Annotated in this window: 17 protein-coding genes; 7 read left to right on the top strand and 10 right to left on the bottom strand. The window is 57.7% G+C overall.

All coding sequences use genetic code 11. The annotated features are described in order from the left end of the window. Position 1: 1 nt before the first annotated feature. On the bottom strand, positions 2-1,384 hold the full coding sequence (locus Poly21_RS24860; RefSeq protein WP_146409781.1) for a dicarboxylate/amino acid:cation symporter: 1,383 nt from the start codon (positions 1,382-1,384) through the stop codon (positions 2-4). Positions 1,385-1,753: 369 nt separating this feature from the next. Between Poly21_RS24860 and Poly21_RS27960 the strand changes: the two genes are divergently transcribed. Then, positions 1,754-1,918 carry a hypothetical protein gene (locus Poly21_RS27960; RefSeq protein WP_302120558.1) on the top strand — a complete coding sequence of 55 codons (165 nt, stop codon included), beginning with the start codon at positions 1,754-1,756 and terminating at the stop codon, positions 1,916-1,918. 261 nt (positions 1,919-2,179) lie between these two features. On the opposite strand, the gene Poly21_RS24865 is transcribed toward Poly21_RS27960, so the two are convergent. Continuing rightward, positions 2,180-3,565, bottom strand: a complete 1,386-nt coding sequence (locus Poly21_RS24865; protein WP_146409782.1) for a sulfatase — start codon at positions 3,563-3,565, stop codon at positions 2,180-2,182. 390 nt (positions 3,566-3,955) lie between these two features. On the opposite strand from Poly21_RS24865, the gene Poly21_RS27965 reads away from it, so the two are divergent. Further along, entirely contained in the window at positions 3,956-7,084 is a 3,129-nt protein-coding gene (locus tag Poly21_RS27965; protein ID WP_302120559.1) for an excinuclease ABC subunit UvrA, read from the top strand. A 60-nt stretch (positions 7,085-7,144) separates the two neighbouring features. On the opposite strand, the gene Poly21_RS24880 is transcribed toward Poly21_RS27965, so the two are convergent. Together Poly21_RS24880 and Poly21_RS24885 are read right to left on the bottom strand one after the other, a co-directional pair. Beyond that, positions 7,145-7,897 carry a uracil-DNA glycosylase family protein gene (locus Poly21_RS24880; RefSeq protein ID WP_146409783.1) on the bottom strand — a complete coding sequence of 251 codons (753 nt, stop codon included), beginning with the start codon at positions 7,895-7,897 and terminating at the stop codon, positions 7,145-7,147. Positions 7,898-8,040: 143 nt separating this feature from the next. Then, on the bottom strand, positions 8,041-8,862 hold the full coding sequence (locus tag Poly21_RS24885) for a shikimate dehydrogenase (RefSeq protein ID WP_146409784.1): 822 nt from the start codon (positions 8,860-8,862) through the stop codon (positions 8,041-8,043). A gap of 123 nt (positions 8,863-8,985) precedes the next feature. Here Poly21_RS24885 and Poly21_RS24890 point away from each other — a divergent pair, with 123 nt between their 5' ends. Next, positions 8,986-9,942 (top strand): hypothetical protein, encoded by a 957-nt coding sequence (locus Poly21_RS24890; RefSeq protein WP_146409785.1) that lies wholly within the window; start codon positions 8,986-8,988, stop codon positions 9,940-9,942. Beyond that, the gene (locus Poly21_RS24895; RefSeq protein ID WP_146409786.1) at positions 9,842-11,125 is read left to right on the top strand and encodes an acyl-CoA synthetase family protein; all 1,284 of its coding nucleotides are present in this window, start codon (positions 9,842-9,844) and stop codon (positions 11,123-11,125) included. The genes Poly21_RS24890 and Poly21_RS24895 overlap by 101 nt, the downstream gene beginning before the upstream one ends. A 63-nt stretch (positions 11,126-11,188) precedes the next feature. Here Poly21_RS24895 and panB read toward each other — a convergent pair whose 3' ends face one another. The 3 genes from panB to purM form a co-directional block, all read right to left on the bottom strand. Then, on the bottom strand, positions 11,189-11,995 hold the full coding sequence (panB, locus tag Poly21_RS24900; RefSeq protein ID WP_146409787.1) for a 3-methyl-2-oxobutanoate hydroxymethyltransferase: 807 nt from the start codon (positions 11,993-11,995) through the stop codon (positions 11,189-11,191). A gap of 10 nt (positions 11,996-12,005) precedes the next feature. Next, positions 12,006-12,236: a hypothetical protein gene (locus tag Poly21_RS24905; RefSeq protein ID WP_146409788.1), complete on the bottom strand. Its 231-nt coding sequence runs from the start codon at positions 12,234-12,236 to the stop codon at positions 12,006-12,008. A 137-nt stretch (positions 12,237-12,373) separates the two neighbouring features. Continuing rightward, the gene (gene purM, locus Poly21_RS24910) at positions 12,374-13,444 is read right to left on the bottom strand and encodes a phosphoribosylformylglycinamidine cyclo-ligase (protein WP_146409789.1); all 1,071 of its coding nucleotides are present in this window, start codon (positions 13,442-13,444) and stop codon (positions 12,374-12,376) included. 158 nt (positions 13,445-13,602) lie between these two features. On the opposite strand from purM, the gene Poly21_RS24915 reads away from it, so the two are divergent. Beyond that, positions 13,603-15,648, top strand: a complete 2,046-nt coding sequence (locus Poly21_RS24915) for a RecQ family ATP-dependent DNA helicase (protein ID WP_146409790.1) — start codon at positions 13,603-13,605, stop codon at positions 15,646-15,648. A 73-nt stretch (positions 15,649-15,721) separates the two neighbouring features. Here Poly21_RS24915 and Poly21_RS24920 read toward each other — a convergent pair whose 3' ends face one another. Both Poly21_RS24920 and Poly21_RS24925 read right to left on the bottom strand, forming a co-directional pair. Next, entirely contained in the window at positions 15,722-16,798 is a 1,077-nt protein-coding gene (locus Poly21_RS24920; protein WP_146409791.1) for an Mrp/NBP35 family ATP-binding protein, read from the bottom strand. Positions 16,799-16,911: 113 nt separating this feature from the next. Continuing rightward, positions 16,912-17,115: a hypothetical protein gene (locus tag Poly21_RS24925; protein ID WP_146409792.1), complete on the bottom strand. Its 204-nt coding sequence runs from the start codon at positions 17,113-17,115 to the stop codon at positions 16,912-16,914. Positions 17,116-17,395: 280 nt separating this feature from the next. On the opposite strand from Poly21_RS24925, the gene Poly21_RS24930 reads away from it, so the two are divergent. Both Poly21_RS24930 and Poly21_RS24935 read left to right on the top strand, forming a co-directional pair. Continuing rightward, complete coding sequence (locus Poly21_RS24930) at positions 17,396-18,817, top strand: prolipoprotein diacylglyceryl transferase (RefSeq protein ID WP_146409793.1); 1,422 nt, start codon at positions 17,396-17,398, stop codon at positions 18,815-18,817. Then, positions 18,814-19,566 carry a methyltransferase domain-containing protein gene (locus Poly21_RS24935; protein ID WP_146409794.1) on the top strand — a complete coding sequence of 251 codons (753 nt, stop codon included), beginning with the start codon at positions 18,814-18,816 and terminating at the stop codon, positions 19,564-19,566. Before Poly21_RS24930 ends, Poly21_RS24935 begins: the two co-directional genes overlap by 4 nt. Positions 19,567-19,679: 113 nt before the next feature. Here Poly21_RS24935 and Poly21_RS24940 read toward each other — a convergent pair whose 3' ends face one another. Beyond that, a complete protein-coding gene (locus Poly21_RS24940) occupies positions 19,680-23,174 on the bottom strand; it encodes a PVC-type heme-binding CxxCH protein (protein WP_146409795.1) in 3,495 nt (1,164 codons plus the stop codon). Between the last annotated feature and the right edge of the window lie 36 nt (positions 23,175-23,210).

Here is a 23,210-nt window from a genome sequence, read left to right on the forward strand (position 1 = left end):
TTCATTGTCCGGTAGGGGCATATGCCGGTGGCTCCGGTATTTCATCCTCGGGAATGGTGACTGCTACGACTGCCGCACCCACACTATCGCCGAATACATTCACGGCCGTGCGGAAGCGGTCGAGCAACCAGTCAACCGAGAGGATGAGGCCGATATATTCCAGCGGCAGTCCGACCGCATTGAGCACGATCAGCATGGTCACCAGTCCCGCCTCCGGGATCCCCGCGGCGCCGATTGCCGCGAGTGTTGCTGTCACGGCCACAATGACTTGTTGAGACATCGACAGGTCCTGTCCGATGACCTGGGCGATAAAGATCGCGGCGGCGGCTTCATAGAGCGCGGTGCCATCCATGTTGATCGTCGCCCCGAGCGGGATGACGAATTCCGACGAACGTTTGGAAATTCCCGCTGACTCCGCGCACTCAAGCGTGACCGGGAGTGTTGCCGATGAGCTCGCCGTTGAGAACGCTGTGAGCAACGCTTGGCTCATCGCGGCGGCATAGCGATAAGGATTTTCTCGGCGGACGATCCAGAAGATCAGTGGCAGGACGATAAACGCGTGAATAGCCAGCCCGATCAGCACGGCGGCAAAATACCAACCGATCTGCCCGATCTCCTGCATGAACTTTCCCTCTGCTTGCGCCTTGCCGAATCTAGCCGTGACCAGACAGAAAATACCGAGCGGCGCGATCTTCATCAGAATCATGACGAATGCCAATAAGGCATCATTGGCTTCGCTGATAAGTGTCGTGATGGAGCGAGTTCGATTCGGCATCGTTGTCAGCAGCGCGCCGAAGCAAATCGTGAACACGATGATCGGTAACAGCTGCATTTCTGCGGCCGCTTGGAAGAGGTTGTCCGTGACCAGCATCAAGGCCAAGTTTTCCAGGATTTTGCTTGTGCTGGGGATGTCATCTTCGACTGCTGGCAAGTCATGGAGCACGCCCGCAACTTCCGCTTCGGTCAATCCACTTTCCTCCGCTAGTGTTCGGCGGAGGACTTGTTTCGGGTTTTCCGATCCTTGACTGAATTCCTGCAGACGAGCTTTATCGACCGTCCCGACGCCTGGTCGTAGCACGTTGACGACAATCAAACCGACGATCACTGCCAACACGGTCGTGCAGAGGTAGTAGCCGACCGCCGTCGCCCCCGGTTTGCCAAGACGGCGGACATCCCCCAGCCCAAGAATGCCGCACATCACTGAGGTGAACACCAACGGCACCACGATCATTTTGAGTGATCTCAAAAACAACTCACCTCCGATGTCGAAGTGCATCGCAAAATGGGGCCATAGCAGTGCGACCGCGATCGCGACCACAATCGCCCCTGCGATCCAGTACGTCAGGGTATTACTGTGCTTAGGGGCGTTGGCGTCGTCAGTCATCGTTTGGTTCCTTCACAAACCGGCTAGGGCTAGGGGCGCGTCATGACTGTTATACACAATTGGGTTAACGGTTTTCTGGCCAAAACCGCATCTATTTGTGTCGCTCAGTCTTTGTAGCGGAACTCGTCCAGAGTTTCGGTAGTGCCGCGTGACTCGCCGAAATAGTAAAACTCTTGACGACTTCCGCTACCTTCAATGCCAGATTCACTCCGAGTTCCTAAAAACTCACAATATCATCGGCCTAACACCATTACTCATACCTGAGCAGTCTCTCTCGGATTGGGCTAGCTACCCAGTTGTTTGAGGCACTTCAAGTCGATCTCATCAAATTCTCGGTAAAGCACTTCGCATGGAATGTACGGGAGGCTGATGATGGCGACGGAACCCGACAAAGCGAAAGTGGACGCGTTGACCAGCAAACTGAGCGAATCGATCGAGCCAGATGAGCAGGGTCGACCGCCGCTGAAAATCAGTTTGCCGAGCGACGAGGCACTGAGAGATTTGGCATCGACGCTGGCACGGCGTTTGGGTTGAGCAGGCTTTTGGGCCAATTCTCATTAGCGAGGGACGTCGACTTTACTACTGATGCTCAGTCCCGAATGGGACGACAGGTTGTCGCCGCGGGCGTGAGCCCGTGGATTGAGACGGGAGACACCAACCATCACCCAAAACTGCAGTAATAAAATTGTCGCTCCATTCGGGACGATCAATCTGCGTAGCTTCGCGTCCGGGGCTTGCATCCCCGGCAGAGAGCTTCCATCCCGTTCGGGACTCAGGGCTTAATCAAATCTTGGCTCAATACCGAGCCCGTCTTCGCTTGTAATTCGGGTTGGGGATTGCCCGAGGGGCATCTACTTGATCGAGCCAAGATTGCAGTCGTTCGTTGAGCTGCTCAGTTTGCTCGGGCATCTGTGCGGAGAGGTCGCTTGCTTCACGAGGATCCTGGGCGAGGTCGAAGAGTTCAACCGTCTTGTCGTCGGGACGATAGATGAGTTTCTGGTCGCCCACCCGAATCACACTGCCGGGGCGACCTCCAGGATGATAGTGTGGGAAGTGCCAGTACAATGGGCGATCGGCTAACGATCCATTTTCCGTTAACACCGAGGCAAAGCTGACGCCATCCACTGTCTGTGGCAACTCTGCGGGATCGACGCCCGCAATCTCAGCCAGAGTGGGTAGGAAATCGGGCGTGATGATGGGTATATCATTGGTCTGGTTCGCGGGCACTCGGCCCGGCCAGCGGACGAGCAGCGGGACGCGAAGGCCGCCTTCGTACTGGGATCCTTTGCTTCCACGAAGCGGATCGTTGTTGGCCGGCCCTTTTTTTCGGCCGTTCACCTCGAGATCCAGCCCGCCGTTGTCTGCATATAAAATGACGAGCGTGTGATCTGCGGCACCAGTTTGATCGAGAAAGTCCAGTAGCTGCCCCACGCTCCGGTCCAGCTCATCAACCATGGCGGCATAGTCAGCATTGGTTTGCGGATTGTCCTGCTCGACTCGCTCTGCATATGCGTCGCGGGTGGCATTGTTGAAACGGATGGGTGTGTGGACGGCGAAATGTGAGATGACCACAAACACGGGTTGTTTGTCATTCTCGTGGATGAAGTCGGTGGCCATTTTGGTGAGGCGCGAAACGCCCTTGGGATCTGCTTGGTTCTCTTCGCGGTTGAAACTCCAATCGTCGTAGCTCTGGTCGAAACCATGGTCCGCAGGACTACCCCCAGCGTGCCATTTCCCAAACGATGCCGTGGTATAGCCCGCTGTCTTGAGTACTTCCGGCAAAGTGGTCCACGCATCCTTTAATCCAGCGACGTTCCAATCGGCAGGTTCGCTGAGCTTTTCATGTGGGAATTGTTTCGCGGATCCTCGGATCCAGTTGGTGGTGCCTGTTCGGGCAGGATATTGACCGGTGTAGAGTGAAACGCGGGTCGGCGAGCAAACGGCGCAGGCAGCGTAGGCTTGATTGAACCGCATGCCTTGCGCCGACAGCTTGTCCATATTGGGTGTCTGGTGGAAAGTACTGCCGTAGCACCCGAGGTCCATCGGCCCCATGTCGTCAACAAAGATCATGACAATATTCGGGGGCATGTCCGCAGCCTGCATCACGTTGGCCTTCCATGTCATCGCGGCGCAGGCTATGAGCGCTACGAATATCGTGAGCGTTCGCAATCGAGTCGGCATGGGGATTCTCCTGAGGTACGACCATTGTGTGTAGTCGAGATGGCTGGATTCTACTGTAGTGGATCTTCTTAGAGATCCTGCTGAGTGCGGATTTTTAATTTATTTACCCGACGGGCTATCGAGGCAGCCGACCTCATTTCGGGCTAACAGATCGAGAGGTTGTTTGCCCAAATGAACCACAAAAGCCTCGTGTTCCGACGCTCCCTGCGGTGCTTGGAGGGTGAGGTAAGTTGATGATGCGAAACAACTTACTGTCCGCACGCCCGCTACCGAGTGAGGATGAAGAGCGACAGCGAATGGGAAGGAATCCCTTCCGGGATGCAGAATGACTCGTGTATAACTGACGCGTGAAATGGTCCGCGCCAGATTCAACGCAAACCGAGGATTCACTTGAAACCCACCCTCTCCCGTAGGCCCCGCAAGAACGTCACGGCAGACGACGCGCCCCCGATCGAGCTGCGTGGGTGTCGCGTACACAATCTGCAAAACATTGACGTCGATATTCCTCGTGGGAAATTAACGGTGATCTGTGGACTTTCGGGGAGCGGCAAGACGTCGCTGGCCCTGGACACACTCTACGCCGAGGGGCAGCGCTGCTACATCGAGAGTTTTTCTGCTTACACCCGCCAGTATCTCGCTCGGCTGGAGAAGCCGGATTGCGATTCGATCACTGGCATCCCACCAGCGATAGCCGTCACGCGGGCGGCTGCAGTCAAGAACAATCGCAGTACGGTCGCAACGGCTACCGAAATCGCCGAGCATATTCGATTGTTGTTTGCCAAGGCTGCCGATCTGGTGTGTTACGGCTGTGGACGCCGCGTCGAGATTGATAGCCCGCAGAGTGTGGCAGCGGAGATGGCCGATCCGGCCAGCGGCGTGGACCGCGCGATCGTCGGCTTTGAAATTTGGCTGCCCAACCGAGCCGCCGCCAGTGAGATTTTGCTCGGTCTGCAACAGGAAGGCTATCTGCGTCTGATCCTCAAAGGCGAGACGTTTCGTCTTTCCGACGAGGACCGGGGGCCAATGGCCCGGCGGATCGGTAGCCGTGGCGTGGCCGCCGTGGTGGTCGTTGATCGATTGTCCGGTGATACCGAGCTGTCGCGCTGGACTGAGTCGCTCGAAACGGCCATGGCCGAAGGTAACGGACGAGCTGTCGTGCTACTGCAGCGAAGTCAATCCAACTCCGCGCATGTGGAGGATGTGAGGCAAACCAAACCGTCCTTGCGGCTGGTCAAAGCTCCCGCGCGAACCATGACCGTTGATGGACGTGACATGGAACAGCGTGTCATCAGCGATCGTCGCCGCTGTGACGAGTGCGACATTGAGTATGCCGATCCCGTACCGCGGCTGTTCAATTTCAATCATCCACTCGGCGCGTGCCCCACCTGTGAAGGCTTTGGTGACGTGCTGCGAGTCGACATGTCGCTCGTCGTGCCTGATCCCACGATGTCGATCCGCGAAGGCGCGATCGCACCCTGGAACACACCGTCTTACAGTCATGAGCTCGACGAGCTGCTCGCCCTCGCGGATGATTTCAAGATTCGCGTCGATGTGCCGTTTGAGAAGCTCAAAAAATCTGAGCTGAAGAAGATTCACGCCGGTGTGCCCGAAGGAAAATTCGGTGGCCTCGATGGCTTTTTTGCCTGGTTGGATCGCAAAAAGTACAAGATGCACGTGCGAGTGTTCGCGTCCCGCTACCGAACTTATTCGACCTGTCCCACCTGTGACGGACAACGGCTCAAACCCGAAGCGCTTGCTTATCGCATTGCCGACAAAAGCATCGCAGACGTGCTGGCAATGCGATGCGATCAAGTCACCGAGTTTCTAACGAACGTGACGATCGATACCAATGAGCGTAAGGATCACACTGCGGACGTTGACGCGATGACGCTCGCTATGGTGGCTGAGGCGAGCGAGCAGCGGCAGTACGCGATCGCGCGAGAACCAGTCCGTCAAATCCTCGACCGATTGCAATATCTCGATGCCGTGGGACTGGGATATCTCCAACTCGATCGACCGCTCCGAACGTTGTCAGGCGGTGAGACGCAGCGGATCGCTCTCACCTCGGCGCTGGGCAGCACCCTCATTGGCATGCTTTACGTACTCGATGAGCCAACCGCTGGCTTGCATCCCGATGATGTCCGCAATCTCATTCAAACCATCGTTCGGTTGCGTGATCGCGGTAACACCGTGGTGGCCGTCGAACATAATGCGCAACTGATCGCTGCAGCCGATCATGTGATCGAGATTGGACCTGAAGCAGGCGTGGGCGGCGGGAAGAAAACGTTCACGGGAACTCCCCAGGAGCTGCTCGACGACCCCGATTCGCTGACCGGTCCCTACCTTTGCGAGCAGGACAATTCAAATTTAAAGAACGCTGATTCTACTGGCCATTTAGGCGTTAGCCACGATTGTCGAACTGGTCGTAAAGTAACCGGGGCTAGCGCCCAAGCGGCTGATCAAAGTAAAGTAAGCGGAGCGAGCTCCCAAGCGGGTGATCAAAGTGAAGTAACCGGGGCTAGCGCCCAAGCGGGTGATGGAGGAGTACGGAGACCTAGTCACTTTATTGAGTTACGCGGTGCATCGGGACACAATCTCAAACAGGTTGATGTGTCGTTCCCGCTCGGAACACTGTGCGTGGTCACGGGTCGATCGGGGAGCGGCAAGAGCAGTCTGATTCATGACACTCTCTTCGGGGCCGTCACGAGCGAATTGGCGCGGCGACGGGGTGAGACGCCTCCCAGCAGCGCGGCGGCCACTTTGCCTTTTGAGAGCCTACGTGGTGTGGAACGAATTGAAGATTGCTTGCTCGTCGACCAGTCGCCGATCAGTCGCAGTCCTCGCAGTTGTCCGGTCACGTTTGCCAAAGCCTTTGACGAGATTCGCAAGGCGTTTGCAGACACGGTCGATGCTCGGATTCGTAACTTCAAACCAGGCCACTTTAGTTTCAACTCATCGGCCGGTCAGTGTGCGGCGTGCGAAGGTGCGGGCGTGCAGACAGTTGACATGCAGTTCCTCGCGGATGTGTCGATGCGATGTCCCGAGTGCCGCGGGCGACGATACCGTGACGAAGTCTTGCAGGTGCGATATCGTGATCGCACCATTGCCGAGGTGCTGGAGATGACGGTCGGCGACGCATACCGCTTCTTCCGCAGCATGCCCAAGGCGCAGGCCCGACTGAAGCGTCTAGTCGATGTCGGTCTCGACTACATCCCGCTCGGTCAACCCGCGACGACGCTATCCTCCGGTGAAGCCCAGCGGTTAAAGCTCGCTGCTTTTTTGGCTGGTTCGACCAAGCGTCGCACGTTGTTTTTGATGGACGAGCCCACGACCGGGTTGCACTTCGCCGACATCACGCGGCTGATCGGTTGTTTTGACGCCCTCATCGCCGATGGCCACTCACTCGTTGTGATCGAGCACCACCCCATGCTCACCGCTGCCGCCGATTGGATTATCGAAATCGGGCCGGGCGCCGCTGACGAGGGTGGTCGGGTGGTGCGGTCGGAAGCCAATGGATGAGTTGCCAATAGGCACGCGAACGGACATCTCGAATCGACAAGTCGGGGCCTCCCGAGGCCCTCACCACACTCCGGCCTGTTCGAGTTGCGTGGTCGCCGTCCCGGCCCAATCTCGATTGGCTGCGGGAGACGCGGGGCTAGGGTGAAGAATCCGCACGATTTCCGCAGTACCGTCACTGTCGTTGGTGACGCGTTTCAAACAGGTTTCAGCGAAGGCTCCGACACCGACCAAATGCGTCCATGGCAGGAGAGCGAGCACATCGCGTAGGTGTTGGTCGCAGCACTTCTGCAATGCATCACGCTCCGCGACTGGAAGTTTATCAGGCGTCCGATTTCGGCCACTGCTCTCCATAAAAACGAGCGGGCAATAGTTCAACACAAAGTGTTTGCGAAAGAACGCTGCGGGAGTTTGGAAACGATCCTGTGCGAGCCCCCACAACCGCCGGCCACTGACTTCACTGCGTTGGCAAGCGAGTCCTTCGACCGGTCGTTTGGGGTGTTCGTTCTCGACCTTCTCGACGTCTCCACGAATTTTCATCCAGTCGCGCACCGCAGCAATTTCACCGAAAGGGACTCCCGTCTGAGCCATTCCCCAGGGGCCTGGGTTCATACCCAGGAACAAAACATGGGCGCTCGCGGCTGCTTGCGCGATGTAACGTTGGTGCAAATCCCAAGCATAATCGAGCGGGTTGTAAATATGGGTGACCGGATCGGCGAAGCTGAGCGCGTCGACGGCGTTACGCAGCTGCTCGGCAGCGGCAACCAATCCGGTTTGCAGCTTGCGGTCAGCAGCCTGTTTGGGAATGCTTTTCATCGCACTTCTTTCTGAGGGGGCGTTCTTGAGCGGTGAGGCCGCACGGGCATTGACCTGCGTTCTTGCGGCGAACTCGCGGCCTGATGGGTGGGTGGCTCAACGAGTTCCTCTGGAAGAGGTCAAGCAGCCAATGTCGATTCGTGTCAAACAGCTAGGTACTCATCGACAGCGTCTTGAAACACTTCCGGATCGACGTGGCGATCGAATAACAGCTTGGTCAGAAGCGACAAGCAAGCCGCATGCACGTCAGCGCCGCGCAAGCAGTCGCCAGCGACCGCCTTAATTCCATCCCAGAAAACGAGATGTTCAGGATCCCAGTTCTCATTCAGATCGATGATGATACTCCGACAAGAAGGCTCCCACTGAGTGGGGACGTTCTTGGACCGTGCCCAGATGATCACGTCGGCATTATCAAGGTCGTCGTCGACTTCGATGCCGGTGGGGGTGTTAACGATTTCGATCTGGTCCACCTCGAATGCCGAGAAACTATCGCAGTTCGCGGCGTGTATCTGTTCGACAAGTTTCGTTCTCTGAGCGTGTAAGTCATCCGCTGAAAGACCTGCCCGATCGTCAATCCACCAAAGTTTCCGACAGTGACAGGAGCGGCGATCGAGGAGGTCGCCAGCAAGGCCGGGCCAGACCCGTTGCTTCAATGAGAGTGTCGTCCACGGGGGGGCTGATGCAGCGTCTCTGCGGTGTTGTAGAAAATCGAGCAGGGGAAGCGAGGCTTGAGGAGCGACCAGCGATGATGCAGCGCGACAGGAAGGAGTGATCCAGATGCCGCGAAAGTTCATCGCGTCCATGCCCGCGATGGCTGCCGATACCCGATCCGGCGGCAGGTCGACCGATAGAACGCGACAGTCAATCTGGGCAGCGGCGAACCCGGTTTCCAATGCAAATTGCGTCGGATTCCCAGCGATCGGATGTCCGATAATTGCGATAATCGGTTCAGTCGTCCCGTCCATGTTCAGACTCGCGTGGAAGTAGGTGACTCGTGGGTGCCGGAAATTTGAGCAGCCAATCAATATAGATACCGTGCCGAACGGCCTAATCTAACCGAATAACTCCCCACTCGGAACGGAACACGGATGCTAAACCTGCCGATCCCGCTGGACGGTTCGATCCCACATGAACTGATGGTCGGGCTCCTATATGGATTTGCCCTGGCGGCGACGCTGACGCCACAACGCGGCAGCTTGAAAGGGATACGTGCAAATAGGACCGGCCCCGGGGGGATATGGTCCGAGGGGATATGGTCCAAGGGGACACGGGCGTTCCTCGTGATGGCAGGTGGCTACATGGCTTTGGTGCTATCGCAGTTATTCGGTTTGACACTAACTGACAGCGACCACATGGGGGACGTTGGGCCGAGCAGTGGGCTCTGGACGAGCGATTGGACACTCAGCCGGACGTGGGTCTTAGCGGTTTTAGTGTGTGCGACAAACGCATTGAACGGTTTGTGTGGGCGACTCGAAAGTTCTGGGCATGGAGCCCGCCAGTTCACGATCGCTGATCTGCTGGCCACGCTGACTGCATGTGCGATCTTGGTAGCGCTGCTCCGCTACACTTCCCTGGTCCAGCGCGGACCTGTTTTCTGGGTGGGGATGGTTGTGATCACTAGCATGATTCCAGTCGTCTTGATCGGGTTGCGCGTTGATTCCGAGGCGAGGTCTTGGGTCCGATGCGGACTAGCGGTCGTTGGAGCGAGTTTGCTCGTCGTCGGCTTGGCGTGGGCTGAGAGCGACATCGCTCAGCGGGGGAAAATCAGCTATGCGGAGGCGGCGGTGAGGTACGGGTGTCTCGTCGCCGCTATGATAGCACCTCGCTTGATCGGACAATCCATTGCGGCGGCCACCGGGGCGGGCGCGAAACGATTGCTCCAGTCTGTCGTTGATCCGTTTCCACGACGGACGCCGGCTACCGACTGCCTCAAAAATCCGCCTGATGACTATCCTGACACGTCCCCAATGTTGCGGTCTGAGCCGCGACGAACTGACACAACTGCAGCTTGGCAAGCTCAACGGCATTTTGACTTCCGTGTCTGAGCATCCGCTCTACGCGCCATCGATGGCTGCTTGTCAGTTGCCGCTGCGGCAACTCGACGAACTCGCTGGTCTACCCTTGGTTACCAAGTCCGATCTGCTCGCGGCGTCTCCTGGCGAACCCGGCCGAATCTTCGCATTGCCCGCCGAGCAGTACACGCGGTATCACCAAACCAGTGGTTCGAGGGGATGGCCGATGCCTGTGCTTGACACCACAGCCGACTGGGCGTGGTGGCTGGATTGTTGGCAATACGTGCTCGACGCGGCGGAGGTCACCAACGCAGATATTGCGATGATGGCGTTTTCCTTCGGCCCGTTCATTGGGTTTTGGTCGGCCAATGACGCACTGGTGCAGCGTGGTGTGCTCGTCATCCCCGGCGGTGGGCTATCGAGTTTGGCACGTTTGAACATGATTGCCCAGCAGCGCTGCTCCGTGCTCTGCTGTACCCCAACCTACGCCCTGCACCTGGCAAGTGTCGCCGCTGAGCATTCCATTGATTTATCCAAGAACAACGTCTCGCGAATCATTGTCGCGGGCGAGCCTGGCGGCAGCGTGCCAACAATCCGTGAGGCGATTGAGTCTCAGTGGGGGGCGCGGGTGATCGATCACGCCGGTGCCAGCGAGCTGGGGGCATGGGGGTTCGCAAGCGCCGACGATTCGGGGCTGCATGTCATCGAATCAGAATTCATCGCTGAGTTTCTCGTGTTTGACCCCGTCACTGCCGTGCCGCGGAGAGCCGCCGAGGGTGAGTTGAGTGAACTCGTGATGACGAACCTCGGACGCCGAGGAGGCCCTGCGATCCGATACCGAACCGGTGACATCGTCCGGCCTCAATGGGATCATGATCTGCCCTGCCGGTTTGTGCATCTACCGGGCGGGGTACTTGGCCGCACCGATGACATGATGGTGATTCGAGGCGTCAATGTGTTTCCGAGCAGCATTGAGGCGATTGTCCGAGAGATCGCTCCGACAGCCGAGTTCCGCATGATCGCTACCCGCCGTGACGAGATGGACCAACTGCGGATCGAAGTGGAGAATGAGGGTGTGACCGAGGTTCAGACGCCGCTAGCGGAGTTACTGCGTGATCGGATGGCACTCCGGATTCCCGTAACGACGGTCGCCCCGGGGAGTCTGCCCCGCAGTGAGGGGAAGTCTCGCCGCTGGGTGGACGAACGGCACCGCTGACTTGAGCGGGAAGTAGGTCGACTGCTGTTGGAAGTGACGGGGTCGGGAGGACACCGTCGCGGCCTAGAAACTTTCCGCGTCACTGGGGAAATTTCCTTGGCGGACTTGTTCGCAGTAATCCGTCGCGGCGTCCCGAAGTGCCTCGCCGAGGTCTGCAAATTGGCGGGTGAATTTGGGTGTGTAACCGGAGGTCAAGCCGACGATGTCGTGCGTGACGAGAACTTGTCCCGATACGCTGCGTCCCGCACCGATACCGATGGTGGGAACCGAGACGGCGGCGGTGATGGCGGCGGCGACCGCAGCTGGCACGCACTCGATCAAGACCGCAAACGCGCCTGCTGCTTCGGCGGCCTGAGCGTCAGCAACCAATTTCTCGGTGTCACGTTGCAGGCGATAGCCACCATCGACGTGGATGTTTTGGGGACGCAGGCCGACATGGGCCATGACGGGCACTCCGGCGGTCACGATCGCTTCGATTCGGCCCGCCTGTTCGGCGCCCCCTTCGAGTTTGACGGCGTGGCAGTGCGTCTCTTTGAGGACCCGCGCGCTGGCTTCGATGCTTCGCGTAATCTCGATCTGGCCTTCGGGAAAAGGGAGATCGACGACAACCATCGCGCGGTTGGCGGCGCGACCGACCATCTCAGCGTGATAGATCATTTGGTCCATGGTCACCGGCAGCGTTGTGTCGTGGCCCTGGACGACCATGGCCAGCGAATCACCGACCAGTAGCACATCGATTCCCGCTTCGTCGAGCAATCTCGCCGTTGGGAAATCGTATGCGGTCAGCATGGTGATCGCTTCACCTCGCTGTCGCATCGATTGCAGCGAGCGAGTCGTAATGCGCTTCACGGATTCTTGCTCGGCAGGCATGCTGGATCGCTTAGGACAAGTCGTCGGCGGACGCGATGACGTTTCGCTGTGACCAGCGATACAGTGCTACCGCTGCGGCGACGACCACCAACGCGGTGAGCACCCACGCGTGCTGCGGTTCGGTGACATAATGCCATAACGAATTGCCCTGGCCGGGTGCGGTGTGCCCGTGCCCTTCATGAGCGAAGAGTACCGTGGCGGGAAGAACGCTCAAAAGGGTGGCATAAACGACGCGGGCCATGTTGTGCTCTCTCTCGAATAGGAAGGTTTGGAAAACGATTAGAAAGCCAGCTTAAAACCCTGGCTAGCGGGCTGTTAAATGAGTGAGTCGAGACGCGTAAGCGACCGGGCTGGCGACGGAGCCTTACGGCACTCGGCTCAGACTTCCTGGTCAGTATAGTGAACTTGCCCCGTGCCGGTCGTGATCGAGCCGATGCGATGGCAATCGATACCCAGTGATTGCATCTGTCCCGCGATACTGCCAGCATAAAACTCGTTGACGACGATCGCCATCCCGATTCCCATGTTGAAGACCCGCCGCATCTCCGCAGTGGCGACCGCACCCTGCTGCTGCACCCAGGTGAAAATTGGGTGGGGAGTCCAGGCAGCGGGGTCGATGATGGCGTCGACCCCCTTGGGCAAAATGCGATCAAGGTTCTCTTCGATCCCGCCCCCCGTGATGTGGGCAATTCCGTGCAGGACCTGTTTGACCCGATAGTGCGACTGGATGGCGCGAATGGCAGAAGTATAGATTCGAGTGGGCTGTAGACAGACGTCGCCGAGTGACTCGCCACCCAACTCGTGTGGGCAGTCGTCCCAGCCCACACCGCTGTCAGCAATCACTTTGCGTACCAGTGAAAAACCGTTGCTGTGCAGTCCCGATCCCGCCAGCCCCAGTACAACATCACCAGGGGTGATTAAATGTCCATCGATCAATCGTTTGCGTTCGACAACACCGACGGCAAAACCTGCTAGATCGTAATCGTCTGTGCCATACATATCGGGCATGATCGCGGTCTCGCCCCCGAGAAGGGACATGTCGCCAGCCACGCAACCATCACTGATTCCTGACACGATCCGCTCCAAGCGAGCTGGATCGTCGCGTCCCATCGCGACATAGTCGAGGAAAAACAGCGGCTCAGCCCCTGTGCAAATCAAATCGTTGACGCACATCGCGACCAAATCGATGCCGACGGTGTCGTGCCGATCGAGCGACTGAGCAACGACGAGCTTCGTCCCCACACCATCGGTGCCACTGACGAGGACGGGTTCTTCGTAATTTCTCGCGAACAGTTTGCCGTCGAAATCCAGTCGAAACAGCCCCGCGAACCCGCCGTCACTCGGCAGCACGCGTGGACTGAATGTGCGATGCATCAAGCGAGGCAATCGGCTCATTGATTCCGCGTACACGTCGAGATCGACGCCAGCGTCTTTGTAGGTCGCAGCCATGAGGAAAGGCAGAGGGGGAGACGGGAGAGGGAAGAAAGGGAGCAGAATGAGCGTTGGGCTCAATTCTCGCCGACCCTGAAAACTTATCGGCACGACTCAATTATGACGACCCCGCTCATCATGACGACCCGGTGTGTCCATGACGAGGGGCGACTATCATGTCAAACGTGAATACCGGTGAGCAGCAGCACAGGCGTGGCGACGAGGGGGAGACTTGCTTGCGATGGCAAATCGCCCACGAATTATTAGAGAGCCAGTTCGGATACCCTCAATTGCTGCCCGCTCAGCGGAAAGTGATCGATGCCGTCCTGCGTGGCCAAAACGCGCTCGCGGTACTGCCCACCGGACACGGCAAGAGTCTCTGCTTTCAATTACCCAGCCAGATTTTACCGGGTTTGACGGTAGTCGTCTCGCCCCTGGTTTCACTGATGAAAGACCAGTGCGATTCACTGATGCGAAAAGGCATCACCGCCCTGAGGATTGACCAGTCGATTTCTGCTGCCGAGTTTGCAGCGACTTGGAGAAAACTGCACTCCCGCCAAGCCAAGCTGCTCTATCTGGCGCCGGAACGGTTTTTTAACGAACGATTCGCCGCCCAGCTCGGGGCACTGCCGATCTCGCTGCTGGCGATTGACGAGGCCCACTGCATGAGTCAGTGGGGCCACTCGTTTCGGCCCGACTATCTCCGCGTCCCGGACCTCGTCGAGCGCTACCAGATCGGACAAACGCTCGCCCTGACCGCAACGGCCACGACCGCTGTGGTGAGAGACATCCGCAAAGCGTTCTCGATCGACGCCAAACAAACAGTGCGGTTGTCACCCCACCGCAGTAACTTGCGGTTGGGCTGCACGCCTATCAGCAGCGGCGAGCGTGACGCGGCATTGATCGATCGGCTCCGAGGGGCGCGTTCTCGTCGCCGCGGTGCCACGTTGATCTACGTCACGCGCCGTAGTACCGCTGATCAACTCGGCGAAACGCTCCGCAACGCGGGTTTGGAGCCTTTGGTCTATCACGCGGGACTGTCCAGCGCGGAACGAGACGACGTGCAACTTGCCTTCGGCCAATCGGCCAATGCGATTTTGATCGGAACGATCGCATTTGGAATGGGGGTGGACAAGGCCGACATCCGCCGCGTGATTCACTATAACCCGTCCCAATCGATCGAAGCCTACAGCCAAGAGATAGGACGCGGTGGACGTGACGGGAAGCCGTGTCAGTGCGAAACACTGCTCGTCCGTGGTGATGAAGTCGCCCTCGGAAATTTGGCGGCGGGGGACTTGCCCACCGCCACATCACTCAAAAACCTGCTCGACCGGTTGATCGGGCAACCCGCGCGATTCTATCTGTCGCTTGGCAAACTCGGGTGGGAAATCAATCTTTCCACACCCGCCCTGGCTACGATCCTGATTCGGCTGCAGACGCTGGGATACCTGCGATGTCAACCGATGCGGTACGACACCTATCGGATCACTCCTAAGTTTTCGAGCGAGGTGATCATCGAAAAATGCGACCCTGCACATCGTGACGCCGTCCGAGCCGTGTTGGCCTCGCTCGCAAAGGGGCGGCGAGGTTTTCGGGTTAATCTGATTGTTGCCGCTGACCAGTATCAACTTAATCGGGAATGCTTGATCGCCGCGATCGAGCAAACTGCGATCGCGGGGTTGTGGAATGTCGATGCGACCGACTCGATGCACGGCTACGAATGGGTCAAGCCAATTAAACGGCGTCAGCCCGTGATTGCTGCTTTGCAGCGTCACGCATTCCAACAGTTCGAACAGAGTATCACCCGGGTAGCAGACATGATCGAGTTTTTACGAGGTTCCGAGTGCCTCGCCATCGGGTTGGCGGAGCATTTTGGGCACCGCCGCAAGCGACCCTGCGGCCGCTGTAGCGTGTGTTTGCGCAGCGCATCGGACGTTTCGCCGAAGTTAACCGATCGCAATACCGACACCATTCCAACTCTCTCTACCGAGTCAGGGCGAGATTCCATTGGCCGTTCGGCGTCGATGGCGATGAAGAACGCCATCGAGCGATATCCCGACGTGTTTGCGGAACCACTCGATCAAGCCAAATTTCTGTGTGGGCTCAGCACCCCACACTTCCGCCGTTTTCGTGTGGCGCGGGATCCGGGCTATGGTGTCTGTATCGATGTTCCCTTCCAACGCGTGCACGCTGCATGCGAACGCTCAGAGGGTGGGCTGTAGCAAGCGGTGGGAACACGACCCAGTGAAAACGGGCCGTCGCATCTGCTTGGATCAGCCCGCTCCTCAGGAAACGCTACAGTGTCGGCAGCGACGCTTTGGGTGGCGCTGTTGCCGCTTCGGCGGCCAGGTTGCGAACCAGCGCTCGGGCAATTTTTTCAAATGGAGCACGTGCTCGCTCGTCGGTCTCGATCACTTCGGCGAGTCGCCCCTCATCGCCTGCAACCCGCAGGGTAACGTCGATCGGCAGCCCGCCGAGGTAAGCCACGCCGAGCTCTTCGGCTTTTTCCCGCGCCCCGCCACTGCCGAAGATATCGTAGGTCTTGCCACAATCGGGGCACAGGAAACCACTCATGTTCTCGACCATGCCCGCGATCGGAATGTTGACTTTGCGGAACATGCTGATCGCTTTGACAGCGTCTAGCAACGCCACCTCCTGCGGCGTGCACACCACGACCGCTCCCGAAACGGGCACATTCTGTGAAAGTGTTAGGGCAATATCCCCCGTGCCCGGTGGCATATCGATTACGAGATAATCCAGCTCGCCCCAATCGGTATCCTTCAGAAACTGCTGAATGGAACCGTGGAGCATGGGCCCACGCCAGATCACTGCTTGGTCGGGTTCGAGTAGAAAACCCATTGACATCACCGGCATGGCATTGGCCAGTCGAATGGGTTCAATCTTCTTCTGTTCGGAGACGGCGGGACGCCCCCGCAGTCCGAGTAGGTGTGGGATGCTCGGCCCATAGACGTCGGCGTCCATCAATCCAACCTTAGCGCCCAGACGTTGCAGTGTCAGGGCCAGCGACGCGGCCACGGTGCTCTTACCGACCCCGCCCTTGCCGCTGCCTACGAGAATCACACTCTTGGCACGCAATCCGATCTGGCCAATGCGAGCCGGTGGACGTTCGTGGACGGGCGTCTCAACCGTCACCCGCTTGCCGGGTGCGATCGTCAAAATTTTGTCTGCAACAGCATCAGCGAATTCATCAGCAATCGGCTGGCAATGCGTGGTGATCCCAATCCGCACTGTCACCGTGTCGTCGCCCACCTCAATCTGCTGAATCTGGCCCATCGGACCAAGCGGTCGACCGGATTCGGGATCGGGATATGTGGCGAGCATTTCGCCGATAGAGTCAGCCAGAGAAGACATCAGAGGGAGAATTCAGAAAAAAGGTTCAGGGGTTCAGAAGAAGGACCGCTGTGTACTCTAACGTCTGAACTCTGAACTCTGAACCCGCGGTCTTCCGTGAACTCCCGTGCCACTCATCTTTGTTCGCGATAGGTGGAATAGCTCATGTAGGCCAATCCGCCCGCAAATGCTAAGAAGGCAAGGTCCATCAACATACTGGTCCCTTGCATTGGGGCGGCGTCCTGCATCCCCGCAAAGCCCATGATCAGATCGGCTCCGAACAGCACGAGCAGGAGAATCGACGCCACAAGGCTGAGCAGACAAAGCGCCTTGGGCATGAATCGGGACCTCGAAGAACGAATTGGAAGAGAATATGGGGGCCGTCAGCGACATAGCATAGTCAGTCGCTAGCATCAGTGTAGTTGCGGGTGGCGAAAGTTTCGCAAACCTGCTCAGAATTGCTAGTCTAGCTAAATTTTCTTGTCCCCCCAGAGGCAGGTTGTAGCGTCTGGAGTGAAAATTCGCCTATTCGTGGCGTATCGGGCCTGCGACATTGGCTTGATCAGTTAATCGGGCCACAATTATTCAATTCTTATTCCCCTCGCCCCTGCGATCGTTATGCGTCGAACGCTTTTTCTAATTCCACACGAGATTGCTGGCATTCCATTTTTCGGCGTGGGATGGCTGCTCGCTGCTCTGATCCTGTACGTCATCGTTCGCCTGGCGTGGGCTCAGCTGCGCCCCTCCCGCGAATCACGCCCCTCCCGCGAATCGGAGGCGGCCGCAGCGGGGTCATCGGGACGCTCAGCATCGTTCTCACCGTGGAAAACATTGATCGCTCAAGAGGGCGTGGTGTGGGCGATTTTCGCGGCGATCATTGTGTTCGTACTGCCGCGGCTCGAACTCGCCAACATAGCGGGCGACCCAGTCGGACTACCGATTCGGGGTTACGGCATGTTTCTGATGCTCGCGGCGGTCGCCTCCGTCTCGCTGGCGGCCTGGCGAGCGGACCGTGCCGGACTGGGGGCGGAGTCGATCTTTCGATTGGCGCCGTGGACATTTATCGGCGGATTAATCGGGGCCAGACTGTTCTATGTGGTCCAATACCATAATGATTTTATACGCGACACGTGGCCTGAAACCATTGCCGCCATGGCCGCGATGACCCAGGGCGGATTGGTTGTCTATGGCGGTTTTATCGGTGGGTTTCTTGCTTCGGCATGGGCGATCACCCGCATGCGTCTGCCCCTTTGGAAGCTTGGTGACGTGATTGTGCCCTGTATTTTTGTGGGTTTATTCTTCGGGCGATTGGGCTGCCTCATGAATGGTTGCTGCTATGGGGGGGCCTGTGAGCCGAACGCGCTGGCCGCTGAATTTCCGCCAGGCAGCAGCGTCTACGCGGATCAGCTACTCAGTGGTGAACTGATTGGGATTACCGCAGAACCTGTTAGCAGCACCGAACGGGAACCTGGCAAGCACGGTCGGGCGCGGACGCAGTGGAGGGTCGAGTCGGTAACGCCAGGCAGTTTGGCAGCGCAGGGGAGCATTGAACCAGGCCAGACGGTATCGTTGATTCTCGATCCGGATTTTGCCAAATTGGCCCCGCCCGATATTCCCGCCGAAGACGCATTGCCGGGTTTGGCGGTGGTCCGCGACGGTGAATTGGTGGCTCGGTTTTCGCCCGATCAGCTGCCCCCCCGAGCAGCTCCAGTTTGGGCGACCCAAATCATCAGTTCCGTAATGGCAGCGGTGATGTTGGTGTTACTGTTGATCTTGGAGCGGATTTTGCGGATCAGCGGGGTGCACCTTGACGGTATTTTGATGCTGTGCGGTTTCATCGCTTATGCTGTGTTGCGAATCATCTTGGAATGGGTCCGTGTCGATGAGGCGGGGCAATTTGGGACTTCGCTATCGATCTCACAGTGGGTGAGCATTGTCGTGATCATCGCTTGCCTGATCGCGTTGGTATTTCGCGTGCGTCAATTTCGAGGCAACTCATCCGCTCAGACCTCTCCCGTGGAGCACAACCCGACGTCATGACGTTCCCTCGCTGTCGTGTCAATGAATGGATGGACGCCCCCGACCTGTCGGCCGATCGGCATCGGGCGGCGCTGGCGGGTTTGCGTCGCTTGAACCGGCTCAGCGGTATCTCCGGCACTTTATTTCGTCAGCTCGCTCGGTTGGCCGCTACGATGCCGGCCGGCCGACCGCTGAGGGTGCTCGACGTCGCCAGCGGTAGCGGTGATTTACCGATCGAGTGGCTGCGGATGGCGGGTCGGCGGAAGATGCTGTTGGCGGTGACGGCCCTCGACCGCAGTGAACTGGCCATGCAGACAGCGGCCGAAGCGGCCGATGCAGCCGGCGTCCAACTCGGCACCGTGTGCCGGGATTGCTTGCGGGATGGATTACCGGCGGGGTTTGATGTGGTCACTTCGTCATTGTTCATGCATCATCTCGACCCGCCCGAAGTCTCGCGATTGATCCAAGAGATGTGGCGGGTCAGCGATCGGGCGATCGTGATTTGTGATCTGGAGAGATCCCGCACCAATCTCGCCCTCATCACGGCCGCCGCCCGTCTCGTCACACGCAGTGATGTCGTGCATTTCGACGCTTCGGCGAGCGTCCGGGCCGCGTACACGCGAGATGAGTTCGCCACACTCCTGCATCAGGCCCTGTGCTTCTCGGCACCCGTCAAACGATCACCGCCCTGCCGCTTCCTTGCCGTGATTGATCAACAATGCCAAGCCGAAACGGTCCGCGGCTACCGAGCGGCCGTGGCCGGAACTTGAAAAACGCAGTGGCGGATGGCTCCCGATAGCAACCTGACCGAATTCATCGAACTCGGTGATCAGGTTCATCGTCAGCAGTACGAAATTCGCCCCTGCGTCCTCCACCGTCCAACCTAACGTTTTCGGACCTCGATGATGTATTTCATCAGATCGTTGAATTCGTCACGGTTTTTCAAGAGCCGTGCAAGATTCTCAGGCATCAGTGAAACCTTCGATTCGACCAAATCTTCGACATCATCCTTGCTGATCTTCACCGGTTCGGTCTGAGCCAGATTTCGTAGCACGATCTCATCGGCGTTTTCAGAAACCCGAATGCCAGTGAGGATCTCGCCGTCAACGGTGAGGACGTTGACCTGCGCGAAGTCCTTATCGATGGCCTTGGAGGGATGCAATATCGCCTCTGCCAGTTCTTCATTGGTCAACACGGTTTTGACTGTGGCCAGGTCAGGACCCATGCGAACGGCACCTGCTGGTGGATCGTGACAGGCAAAGCAGGCCGCCGCCGATTGATAGAACAACTCTTTGCCTCGCTTGGCATTCCCTTTAGCAAGCGCGACTTCCACCAGCTTGGCAGGCGGAACGCTGAGCAGTTCCTTTTCCAATTCCTCGTTGGAAAAACTGTCGACCTCGGTTCCAGCGTCAGCCTGAGCGAGAGCAGCTTCGAGCGGGTGTTCGGCCAGTAGTTCCTCCGGCTTCCAAAAGGTCGATCGGTCGACCGTTTCGGCGCGAACTTTTTTAACCGTAGCTGGCTTGATAGGCGAGGCCTCGTTATCCCACGTATTGCGGACAAACGTCAGCACCGCAGCGAGATCTCTGTCGTTGAGTATCGAACGGAAGGCAGTCATCGGCGGCACGCCCCGAGCGGGATCATAAGTTTTGCCGTTGACCGTCATTTTGCCCCACATGCCGTGCAGGGCGAGTTTGATGAGACGCTCTTCGCTGCCGAGTACCCAAGGGCTACCCACCAGAGATGGGTACACGTTGGCGTTGCCCTGGCCATCCGCCATGTGGCAGGTCATGCAATGGGCTTCTCGCTGATAGATTGTCGCGCCGAGCTTGTACGCTTTCCGATCAGCATTGCGGAGATGCTTGGGAGTCGTAAATGTGACGATGTGCTCCTCGGCGGGTGCCGTGAATCCACTCGCGCCAGCGGTGTCAACGTTATCCCAAAAATGTTTTACCGTGCTGGCAGCAACGGCGGCATGCTTCACGCTTGAGTTCAACAGCTTGTTGAGCAGTTCCTCGTTCTGGACGTTATGTTGTTGGTGCATCCAGAGTGCTTCGAGCAGGTGGTGCGCCTCGAGTTCATCGTTGGGATCGAAGTCCGCCATCCACCTGACGGTTGCCGCGATCACTGCCTGCGAATCACGGGCACTCAGCTCGACGCGACTGCGGTGACGCACACCATCAACCGGATGTTTGAGGTTGTCGAGCAACACTTCGATGGGCTGATCGTGAATCTTGACGGGCTTCTGCAATTCTCGCCCTGTCGCTGTTAGGCGAAAAATGCGTCCGTGTTGGTGGTCTCGGTTAGGGTCACGGATATTGTGCTGCATGTGGCCAATGATCGCGTTGTGCCAATCCGACACATACAGCGCACCATCTTGCCCGATGACCGCGTCGGTCGGTCGGAAATTCCGATCTTCGCTATCGATCAACGCTTTGACCGGTGTGCCCCAGACCTCGCCGAGCTTTCGCTTCGCACCGTCGCCATCGCGATCGAGATCGTACTGTTTGACACCCAGAAATCCGATCGTATTGCAGATCAAGAAATCCTGTTGCACATCGTCGGGGAGGTGATCCGAGGAAATGATGGCGTCCGCCGCGACGGGCCGGAATTCCTTGGTCAGCAATTCAAACATTTTGAATCCCTTCCCCTCGGGGCGCACTTGGTACGAGCGGCCGCCCGTACCATCGTTAGCGTAGCAGTAGCCCCAACGGTCGAAGCTGGTCCCGTGTGGATTGGGCCGGTTTTCAGCGTGTGGTGAGATCGCAAAGGTCCGTGGATCGAAACGGTACATTCCCGACGATCCGATATTCAGGTTCTGTTTCCACGGCGTTTCATGGTTATGAACTAGGAAAATACCACTCTGCCAATAAATCCCACCGTCGGGGCCATAGATCAAATTATTGGCCGCATGGTGCGTATCGGCGGTTCCGAGCCCTTGCAACAGGGGGTACCGCACGTCAGCGACGTCATCGCCATCGGTGTCTTTGAGGAAGAGCAAATCGGGCCCCGATGTGACAATCACGCCACCGCCCCAGAATTCAAATCCGAGAGGATTGTGAACGTGAGCAAAGATCTTGCGGGTGTCAGCCTTGCCGTCGCCGTCGGTGTCCTCCAAGATCATCAGGCTATCGTTCATTTCCTTCAACGGTTCCCACTTCGGGTACGTGTTCCAGCTCGATACCCACAACCGGCCTTTAGCATCAACCTGCATCTGCACCGGGTTCGCCAGATCAGGGAATTGAACTTCCGAAGCGAAGACATTGACCTCATAGCCTTCAGGGACATTGAGTTTGGCGAGGCTCTCCTCGGGACTGAGATAATCAACATCTCCTTCCTTCATTGCATTGGAGCTCTTGCTGCCGCCACCAATATTCGAGATCACTTTGACCGGTGGGGGAACATTGCTGTCATCGGGCTCAATCTTTCGACCCTCGGCGGCAGCCCAAATCACTTGGTCACGGTTGGCGGACATCACGTCAAGCATCACCAACTCGTGCTTAAGCACGTCTGCATTGGTTTGACCGTCGACAAAGCTGAGCACCGAACGACTGCCCCAAACGTCGTTACCATCGGTCGCGCGATAGCGATTGTGCCAGTACCAGTTCTTGTCCTTGACCGCTGAGTACAGGTCGGCAACCGAGTCGACCGGTGGCGCAGGCTTTCCAAGCAGCGCTTGTGAGATCATCTCCGCGAGTTCAAGGTAACCATTGGCTGAAAGGTGAATGCCATTGATTGTGTACCGTTCGGCATCGGACTGGAATAACCGCAGGGTTGGCGAAAAGAGGTCCACAAATGTCGAGTTCGTTTCGGCAGCAGCGCGACGAGTGGCCTCGGTGTAAGCGGCCAAACTCTCGTTTTGTTCCGTGCCCTCGGGGAGATTGCGGTCTCCCGTGTTTTCAAATGCGATCGGACTGAACAGCACGAAACGGAGGTCGACGCCCTCGTCCTTACGCACTTTTCGATAGTTCTCGACTAACTTGACCAATTCAGCCTGATAGGCGTCGGCCTTGTTTGGTCCTGCATAGGATTCGTTGTAACCGTAGAAAAGAAATACAACATCAGGTGCCACATGCTGCAGATACTCGATGTCGTTAGTGAACCCTTGGCTACGTGGCTTTTTGTTGACCATGTCACCCGAGAAACTCATGTTTCGAAAGCTGACGTCCAGGCCTTTCAAATTGTTTTGTAGTACTGTCTCGACCCACGGATCGTGCTGCATCCGGTCAGCCAAACCGTTGCCGTAAATGGCCACCACGTCATTTTCTTGGAATTTGAACGGATCCGCTGCGAATGCCGACCAACCTCCCGATGTCGCGAAGAGTAAGCAAACAATCGTGAGGAGAGGTTTCAACAACCTCACGCCGGGCTGGAAATGCATTTCAAGGTCCTCAGGTGATGTCAATCGTGTGAACGA

The organism is Allorhodopirellula heiligendammensis (genome assembly GCF_007860105.1).
GTDB classification, from domain to species: domain Bacteria; phylum Planctomycetota; class Planctomycetia; order Pirellulales; family Pirellulaceae; genus Rhodopirellula; species Rhodopirellula heiligendammensis.